General features: G+C 28.8%; 13 protein-coding genes. 4 read left to right on the top strand and 9 right to left on the bottom strand.

Going from position 1 to position 7599, the window contains the following annotated elements; translation table 11 throughout:
- Window positions 1-152: 152 nt before the first annotated feature.
- The 3 genes from CD155_RS11920 to CD155_RS11910 all read right to left on the bottom strand — a co-directional run bounded on the left by CD155_RS11920 (window position 153) and on the right by CD155_RS11910 (window position 1760).
- Window positions 153-371: a hypothetical protein gene (locus tag CD155_RS11920; protein ID WP_002441617.1), complete on the bottom strand. Its 219-nt coding sequence runs from the start codon at window positions 369-371 to the stop codon at window positions 153-155.
- 28 nt (window positions 372-399) lie between these two features.
- Window positions 400-684, bottom strand: a complete 285-nt coding sequence (locus tag CD155_RS11915) for a hypothetical protein (RefSeq protein WP_002441619.1) — start codon at window positions 682-684, stop codon at window positions 400-402.
- Window positions 685-1013: 329 nt separating this feature from the next.
- Window positions 1014-1760, bottom strand: a complete 747-nt coding sequence (locus CD155_RS11910) for a poly-gamma-glutamate hydrolase family protein (protein ID WP_070832272.1) — start codon at window positions 1758-1760, stop codon at window positions 1014-1016.
- A gap of 180 nt (window positions 1761-1940) precedes the next feature.
- Between CD155_RS11910 and CD155_RS11905 the strand changes: the two genes are divergently transcribed.
- Window positions 1941-2546 (top strand): GNAT family N-acetyltransferase, encoded by a 606-nt coding sequence (locus tag CD155_RS11905; protein ID WP_002441625.1) that lies wholly within the window; start codon window positions 1941-1943, stop codon window positions 2544-2546.
- Window positions 2547-2687: 141 nt separating this feature from the next.
- Window positions 2688-2921 carry a hypothetical protein gene (locus CD155_RS11900; RefSeq protein ID WP_002441627.1) on the top strand — a complete coding sequence of 78 codons (234 nt, stop codon included), beginning with the start codon at window positions 2688-2690 and terminating at the stop codon, window positions 2919-2921.
- A 63-nt stretch (window positions 2922-2984) separates the two neighbouring features.
- Here CD155_RS11900 and lnsA read toward each other — a convergent pair whose 3' ends face one another.
- The 3 genes from lnsA to tsaA all read right to left on the bottom strand — a co-directional run bounded on the left by lnsA (window position 2985) and on the right by tsaA (window position 4280).
- Window positions 2985-3569 carry a lipoprotein N-acylation protein LnsA gene (lnsA, locus tag CD155_RS11895; protein ID WP_037541212.1) on the bottom strand — a complete coding sequence of 195 codons (585 nt, stop codon included), beginning with the start codon at window positions 3567-3569 and terminating at the stop codon, window positions 2985-2987.
- A gap of 235 nt (window positions 3570-3804) precedes the next feature.
- On the bottom strand, window positions 3805-3993 hold the full coding sequence (tsaT, locus tag CD155_RS11890; RefSeq protein ID WP_103213422.1) for a type II toxin-antitoxin system toxin TsaT: 189 nt from the start codon (window positions 3991-3993) through the stop codon (window positions 3805-3807).
- A gap of 29 nt (window positions 3994-4022) precedes the next feature.
- Window positions 4023-4280, bottom strand: coding sequence for a type II toxin-antitoxin system antitoxin TsaA (gene tsaA / locus CD155_RS11885; RefSeq protein ID WP_002441634.1), 258 nt, complete (start codon window positions 4278-4280; stop codon window positions 4023-4025).
- Between the two features lie 442 nt (window positions 4281-4722).
- Here tsaA and CD155_RS11880 point away from each other — a divergent pair, with 442 nt between their 5' ends.
- Entirely contained in the window at window positions 4723-4926 is a 204-nt protein-coding gene (locus CD155_RS11880) for a sterile alpha motif-like domain-containing protein (RefSeq protein ID WP_002441635.1), read from the top strand.
- On the opposite strand, the gene CD155_RS11875 is transcribed toward CD155_RS11880, so the two are convergent.
- Window positions 4918-5154, bottom strand: a complete 237-nt coding sequence (locus tag CD155_RS11875; RefSeq protein ID WP_002441638.1) for a hypothetical protein — start codon at window positions 5152-5154, stop codon at window positions 4918-4920. The genes CD155_RS11880 and CD155_RS11875 overlap by 9 nt on opposite strands.
- Before the next feature lie 223 nt (window positions 5155-5377).
- Between CD155_RS11875 and CD155_RS11870 the strand changes: the two genes are divergently transcribed.
- The gene (locus CD155_RS11870) at window positions 5378-5962 is read left to right on the top strand and encodes a histidine phosphatase family protein (protein WP_172605849.1); all 585 of its coding nucleotides are present in this window, start codon (window positions 5378-5380) and stop codon (window positions 5960-5962) included.
- 61 nt (window positions 5963-6023) lie between these two features.
- Here CD155_RS11870 and CD155_RS11865 read toward each other — a convergent pair whose 3' ends face one another.
- Both CD155_RS11865 and CD155_RS11860 read right to left on the bottom strand, forming a co-directional pair.
- Window positions 6024-6644, bottom strand: coding sequence for a LysE/ArgO family amino acid transporter (locus CD155_RS11865; protein WP_103213421.1), 621 nt, complete (start codon window positions 6642-6644; stop codon window positions 6024-6026).
- A gap of 197 nt (window positions 6645-6841) precedes the next feature.
- Window positions 6842-7348 carry a GNAT family N-acetyltransferase gene (locus tag CD155_RS11860; RefSeq protein WP_002441644.1) on the bottom strand — a complete coding sequence of 169 codons (507 nt, stop codon included), beginning with the start codon at window positions 7346-7348 and terminating at the stop codon, window positions 6842-6844.
- Window positions 7349-7599: the final 251 nt, after the last annotated feature.

The following is a 7599-nucleotide window of genomic DNA, read 5'->3' as shown; positions in this document are numbered from 1 at the left end:
CTCACAGAGTGTAACATTTACAGATTACCATAAAACTATATTTGTGGCTATTTAATTTGGTTAAAATTAATATAATTAATGTTACTTTTTTGTTAACACAAATTGACAATTTTTTGAAAATGTACGCATTTTTAGTACGCAGCTTAAGTTTTCTATTTTTTATCGAAAATACTTATTTCTTCATTTTCATTTTTGACTGAAATATATAAATTATCATCATAAGTATTTACATGATTTTCATTAGATAAGTTGAATTCAGCAAGTATTTTAAACGACCCATTATCTATAGGTTCGACTATTGAAATATCATTATCATTTTTTTGAATAAGAAATTTTCGATTTGAATAATTATTTATTTTCCAGTCGTTCATATTATGTCACCTAACTAAAATTAATAATTTAACCAAAACTTTTTTCAATTTCAGTAAAAGCTTTAGTGGTTACTTTGATATTATAGATTTTATTTTCATCTATATCTCCCTCTAGATAACCTTCTTGAATGAGTACTTTGCAATTATAGATAAAATCATCATACTCACGGTCGCAAAAGTAATCATCTTGAGCTGTTACGGAATCTTTAAAATCGTTAGCTAATTCTTCTGATATTCCTTCGTTGGATCTCTCCATATATAGTTTATAAAACTTTGCAATTGTATATTTTTGTTCTTTCGTAAGTTCGTCCATGTATTATCCCTCCACACATATTACCTATGTCTATATACCCTAGATGAACGCTTAGAAAAACGCTAAAATTTAATCAGACTTTAATAATTAAGCTAGAATTTCAATACTTCGTATTGCTTTAGCTCCCTTGCCGCGGGCATGGCTTGAGCCTGTAGTCTCAAGACTCATGCTATTCCTGCAGGCGTGTCGCAATCAATACTCCGTTAAATAAATGTGGATTCTCAGTTGACAAGGGTTACATAGTAGCTTGCATAGATTAATTTTTACTTTGTTGATAAGCACTAATATTTTTTTGGGATTTTAAATGAATGTGAAGGCTATTTTTAAATTTAATTCGCATTTTTTATGCCTTTTTGAACAGCATTCGCAAATTTATAGAATGTTTTAGTGTATTTTTTAGGATTACCACGTGTTGTTTTGTCTAATTTCTGATGTTTAAAGAATTCTTGTCTCAAAGCAGTAGTTAATTCTAGTTGAACACCTGAATCAGTATCATTCATGTTTACGAAATTATCTGACGATTGAGCGTCAATTTCCTTAGGACTTTCCTTTGCAGTAAACCCTTTTTTACGTAATTCTTTTGCAATAGACTTCGCCATGTCTCTGTCTTTACCACCAATATAGACGATAGGATCATCGCCAGAAAATCCATGTATAGAAATTGTTTCTTTAGTTTTATCTAACATTTTAATTAATTTTGGTTCATCGTAATTTGTAGAAGTGATATGCAGCTGATCATTATTATTAGTGCGTAGGCCTTCAAAAGAATAGAAATTATATTTTCCAACATTTGAGATACGTCTTGCTAACTCAGTTGTCCCAGGTTCAATTCCGCCACCGTGAATGGCTGACACTAGAATACGCTTATCTTTTCGATGCTTTGTAACAACTTTCCAATCTTTATTTTTAGTCGTATGCTTTTTAAGTTCATTAAAATCACTGTAACGATCACTAGCCGGTTTTGATGGTGATTTTCTTGTATTATAAAAAATCATAACCACTAAGATAATGGCGATAATAATTATAGCTATGAATATATAGTATAGTTTTGAATATAGACTCCCTTTATCTTTCATTATGTCTCCTTTAATTTCAAAATTATAACTCATAAATGATAACAATGATTTTATCTAATTAACAAGTATTTTAACTTTTATTTAAAATTTAAAAATAATTGAACTTACTATAATAGGGTATACAATTAATGTTAAATACATGTATTTTTAATTTTAAAATTATTTTACGGAGGCGAAATTTTGGTTAATATTCAAGTAGTTCCAGCACATCCAAGTAACAAAAAAGGTGGCAAGTTAACTCATTTTGCAATTGATGAAATGGCAAAAGTCATTTTAGGAGAAACATCTAAAAATCGAATTAATTGTCAGTTACAGAAATTATGGAAAAAAAGAGGTAATCGATTTAGCCATGATATTTCTTATGTAGCTAAAGAAGACGACAGAGTTTTAGGAGCAATCACGTGTGCATCGCTAGTTAAAATAGAAAAATCTATGGTTAAGACTGTTTTAGAAATAATAAAAATGAAAAAATTAAAAGCTTTGAAAATTATTTTCTCAAACCCTAAAAAATTATATTCTTTAATTACAATGGACGAAGGTAATAAAGATGAATTCCATATTAGTATGTTAGCGACGTTACCTGAGGCGCGAGGTAAAGGTGTAGGAACGCGTTTACTTAATTTTGCCGAGAAAAAAGCCCAAAAAGAAGGCTTTAATAAATTGTCATTAACAGTAGTTAAAGATAATGACAAAGCATTAAATCTATATAAGAAATTTGGATTCTCTATAGTAGGAGAAATCAATAAATCACCATTTTACCTTTATCAAATGAGAAAGAATATCTAATTTGATAATCATAAACGACAAATTTGTCATTTTATAACTACACACTCGAAATTATATAATAATTTTAATAAATACTTGAAATGTTTTCACACTCCCTTAACAATAATATGCTATTTTAAAATAAAGGGATGTGATGTTGTTATGAATAAGGAAATTTTAAGAAGATATTTAAACGATGATAGCTTTAAAGCTGTAGCAGTGGTCATAGGAAATAAGAAAATCGTCTTAGAGAATGATCTTCATGTCGATTACGAAAACGAAATCATTATTTATCCGCTCAAGAATTGCACACGTATTATTCCTTTTAGCTCAATTTCATATTTAGATGTACTAGATAGAAACGAGCAGTTTGTTAATTATTTTAAAGAAGTCTAACTGACTAAAAATAACCCTCCAATCATAATAGCTAGGAAATCTCTGCGCTATCATTTGGAGGGTTTAATTTTTAATACTTTTAACTAACTTTAATCGATAATCTTTGGTGAAATTATCTTTTAATGCATATGGAGAAATAATGTATAATCCATGATCACTCACGGCATTTTGATCAACACCATATTTATATGCTTGATAAATTATTTTTGTACAATATGTATATTTCGTACTTTTTAAATTAAGTGTGACTAGATAGCGACTGTGACTATTCTCATAATGACGTTTAACCCAGTTAGCGGCTTTTTGACCAGCACCTGGTTTAACACTACGATAAACTTTAATCCATTCGTTTTTCCCCGTACCGAATCGGTGCTTATAAGATTCAAATGATTCAGTGATAGGTTTATCGCCAGGACCTTCAATTTGAAGAACGGTATCTTCATCGATTGCGATGCTAGAATGCCCGAAGAACCCGTATAACACTGGACCTTTAGTGATTACGATATCTCCAGGTTTAAGTTTGAAGTCATTATTATCATTTGTCGCGACAGCATCTTTATTTTTGGTAAATTCATTTATCGAAAAAAATGCTACTAATACAATGAAAAGGGCAATAATTAAGTATATGTATTTATGTATCGCTTTCATTATTAGTGAAAACTCCTTAAATTGAGTCATTAAATTAATTACTATATTAAATTAATATCTGTGAAAATTAAACATTAATTTCAAGAAATGGATTATCAAATAGAAAAATTAAAAACTCAGTTACGTGATTGTAACTGAGTGACAAAGTGTAAACAATTTTCATTAAAATTCAATACATCAATACTGTTCGGTAAAAATTAGGAAAAAATTTTGTTCATAAAAGTGAAATTGAAATTTATAATATACCAAAAATAAATGTATAAATGAGCATTGCAAAGCCGAAAATTAAGAAAATAACCGTAAAACCTAAATAAGATTCTTTTCTCTCTTCTTTTTTCGTTTTAAGCATAATGGCTAAAATAATTACACCAGCAACAATGAATATAATTGAAAGCCATAATAATATTTGAAAATGTAAATTCATCTTACTCCCTCCTTATATCAATATTTTCCCTATAGGAAGTCATAAAAAATTGGATAAATATAGTAAAGTGCTAAGACAATATTAATAAAGAACAAAATTTCACTTAAAAGATCAGTATAAATAATTGCTATTGTTAAACTCGTAAATAGAGCAATACCACAAATACATAATCCTGGTATTAACCATAGGTGATTATCAACGTTTGCATTATAGGTAATGAGTACATTAAAAGCTATAAATAGTACGGTTAAGATGATATTAATCACATTTACACTAATTATTTTCATAGGTGTTTCACCTCATCAGACACATGAATAGCAAAAGGTCATTTATATACTATAATATCATATCATTTAATACAGATAGGTAAATAAATACATTTTACATTTTTATTTATGCACAATTAGAAAGCATTGTAAAACAAATATATACAATGACAAAAACGTTTCTTAATTTAAAGAGTCATGATTTCGACAAAAATCAATCGAAGATTTAAAAGTTATCATTATTGCTATAATTATGGCTTGGAAGTATGATGATTACTTATCTTTTGAGAGTGATTAAAGTATGAAGATTTTTGAGGGCTTAAAATTCTGAAGAATTTATGTAAAAAATGTGCAAAAAAAGAAATTTTGCACATAGACAATCTCGACTATTTTGGTATGATTAATAGCAAGCTTTTAATTAAATGATTGATTTTAATCAATTTTATAAAAGGGAAGAGATTTAATGACTTTTTATGATTTTATGTTAGGTTTTGTAAATGATGATACGCCGTTAGGTAGTTTAGCTAATCATATCCTAGAAGATACTCATTTTCCCCGAGAAGAGAAAAATAATAAAGAAATTCGCACGTACGTGATGACTCATTATCGAGATCACAACTTAATTGAGAGTACAAATAGAGCGATTAGTTTATATAAATTAATTTGAATAGTACCAATTATGAGTATTTAGTGCTTCCCACACATCTTTTGTTTTAAAATTAATTTCATTATTTCGAATGGAAAATGGTTCAATAACATCTTCGTCTAACCATGTATTAATCAATTCTCTTGGAACACCGTCTAACAACATATCAGTTTTACTAATAATGAAACATTCCCAGTCTAACGAGACTGTATTAGGATTTACATAATTGCATTGATTATGACTATCCATAGCAAAACACTCCTTATAATAAATGTAAACCTGATGTTAAGTTTTACCCAAGGTCGCAACTTTCAAACAATTTAATAGTCAAATACGTCAATTTGTATATTTTTTTAAAACTGATAGATTTCGTTTACTTCTGTTTTCTTTAGTGATTAAATGGAGGGGATAAAAAGAGAGAATCTATTCGTTTAGAATAATTTAAGTAATTGTTATTGAAGAGGTGTTTATTTTGACTAAAACATTATATTTAATGCGACATGGTCAAACAGTTTTTAATTTAAAAGGTAAAATACAAGGCGCTAGTGATTCACCCTTAACATCACTAGGTATTCAACAAGCTCAGGCTGCACGAAAATATTTCGAAACTCATAATATTACGTTTGATACGCTTGTTTCATCATCACAAGAGCGCGCTAGTGATACATTAGAGAATGTTGCTCCTGAGCGAAATTATCAACGTTTAAAAGGCATTAAAGAATGGAGTTTTGGTTTATTTGAGGGTGAAAGTGTTAGTTTATTGAATGCAACTTATGATCCTAAATTTTTGTATGGTGACAAAATTGTTCCGTTTGAGGGAGAGCCTCGAGAGGAAGTTGAAACGCGTGTCTATCATACTCTTGAAAAAATCATGCAAAACTCGAATGGTAACACAGTTTTAGCTGTAAGTCATGGTAGTACAATTGGCTTATTTATAAGAGTGATTCTTGGTTATGACGAGGGCAGTAAATATGATATGGGTAATTGCCATATAGCAAAATTTGAATATGATAATAATGAATTCAAATTTGTAGAGATTATTGATCCAATCGTTTAAAAATAGAACTCATCAACTTACTTGTAAGAAATTAAATGGTACAAGTGGTTGATGAGCTTTTTTATTTGAAAAGGAGCATGAATATTTTTTGAACTATTATTAAAGCTACAATAACAATGATGATACTAGATAGTTTATTCACAAAGATTAATAGCTTACCGTTTTTATCTAAAGAACCTACTGATTTTCCTGCTAACGCTAAAAAAATGAACCATATCCATGAAACTGAAATACACGTTAATGTAAAAGCAAACTTTTCGTAACCAACGTATGCTGACGCACTTGTTCCTATCACACCAATTGTGTCCATAACGGCATGGGGATTTAAAAGAGAAACGGAAAGGGCAAAACTTATTTGTTTTGATGCGGACAGACTGTTGTCCTGTTTAACATTCTGAGTATTCTCATTCCAAAGTGTCCAAGCTATATAAAAAAGGAAAATAAGACCGAAAATATATATCACAAGTTGTAAAGCAGGTAAGGACATGAGTACGAGTGAAACACCTAAAACGGCTATACTTATGAGTATAGTGTCGCATAATCCAGCTGTAATAATAACTGGTAATGTTTTAACGAGTTTTGGTTGGTTTGCCCCTTGGTTAAAAACAAATATATTTTGGGCACCTAATGGAAGTATAAGTCCGAGCGCCAAAAGAAAAGCATGTAAAATAGCTTCAATCAATTTAAATCACATCACTTTAATAAATGAAAATTTAGAAAATTCAAATTAATTATATCTTAAAAATAAAGTGAATGCATTTACTTTTCACGCGATTTAAAAAGTGATTAAAGTCATTGAAGAGATAAATATCGAATATATCGTAGATAGGGTATGATGTGAGATACCCCATATACGTACAAAATTGTTGATATATTCAATTATGAGTTAGCTAAATGATCACAAACATAATAAATCAACCAGTTTTCATCAAGGTATTCGTCATCAATTTTGCTCGCATTTTTTTCAAAAGCTAGATTTTCAAAACCGATAGAACTAAAGAAAACTTTGGCACTAATATTGTTAGAAGCGATAGTAGTCATTAACATTTCAATATTTTGAGTCTTAGCGTATTCAATAATATGATTAATCAATTCTCTATTGATGATTTCATCATTATTTTTAACAAAATTATTTTCAAGAATCGCTTTATGACGCTTACTTACAAATTTCATTTGTTTTAACGTACAAGTAGCGACAAGCTGGTCATCTTCAAATGCACCAAAAATATTCCAATATTTTGTTTCTTGAGAAAGAATGGTTTTAAGGCAATCTTCCGAAACATTTTCTAAATAATAGCGATCCCATGCGTAATTATGGTAACCGTTTGACATTAACTCTTTATAAGCTTCTAAATCATCATTATTTAATAAACGGATATTGTTCATGTTGACCTCCAGATTCAAAGAAAATACAAAATTATAAAATACCTTTAGTTAAAGAGACTTATCAAATACATAATAAAAGAATTATTAAAAATACGCAATAATCGTTTTATGATAACAAAAAACATTTCTGAAAATATATTTAATCGTAAATTTTAATATTAAAACTATTATTTTAAATATTAAGAACTTCTTGTCGCTTGAAATGATTTTAATACGCACTATTTTAACAAAATATTTATTCATTTAACTCT

Source organism: Staphylococcus caprae (assembly GCF_002902725.1).
In the GTDB taxonomy this organism is placed as follows: domain Bacteria; phylum Bacillota; class Bacilli; order Staphylococcales; family Staphylococcaceae; genus Staphylococcus; species Staphylococcus caprae.
This window is presented reverse-complemented; position numbering and strand designations above follow the sequence as displayed.

Bases quoted from the DNA above. Each gene is read 5' to 3' on its own strand.
- CD155_RS11920 (WP_002441617.1), bottom strand. From the start codon at position 371: ATGAACGACTGGAAAATAAATAATTATTCAAATCGAAAATTTCTTATT.
- CD155_RS11915 (WP_002441619.1), bottom strand. From the start codon at position 684: ATGGACGAACTTACGAAAGAACAAAAATATACAATTGCAAAGTTTTAT.
- CD155_RS11910 (WP_070832272.1), bottom strand. From the start codon at position 1,760: ATGAAAGATAAAGGGAGTCTATATTCAAAACTATACTATATATTCATA.
- CD155_RS11900 (WP_002441627.1), top strand. From the start codon at position 2,688: ATGAATAAGGAAATTTTAAGAAGATATTTAAACGATGATAGCTTTAAA.
- lnsA (WP_037541212.1), bottom strand. From the start codon at position 3,569: ATGAAAGCGATACATAAATACATATACTTAATTATTGCCCTTTTCATT.
- tsaT (WP_103213422.1), bottom strand. From the start codon at position 3,993: ATGAATTTACATTTTCAAATATTATTATGGCTTTCAATTATATTCATT.
- tsaA (WP_002441634.1), bottom strand. From the start codon at position 4,280: ATGAAAATAATTAGTGTAAATGTGATTAATATCATCTTAACCGTACTA.
- CD155_RS11880 (WP_002441635.1), top strand. From the start codon at position 4,723: ATGACTTTTTATGATTTTATGTTAGGTTTTGTAAATGATGATACGCCG.
- CD155_RS11875 (WP_002441638.1), bottom strand. From the start codon at position 5,154: ATGGATAGTCATAATCAATGCAATTATGTAAATCCTAATACAGTCTCG.
- CD155_RS11860 (WP_002441644.1), bottom strand. From the start codon at position 7,348: ATGAACAATATCCGTTTATTAAATAATGATGATTTAGAAGCTTATAAA.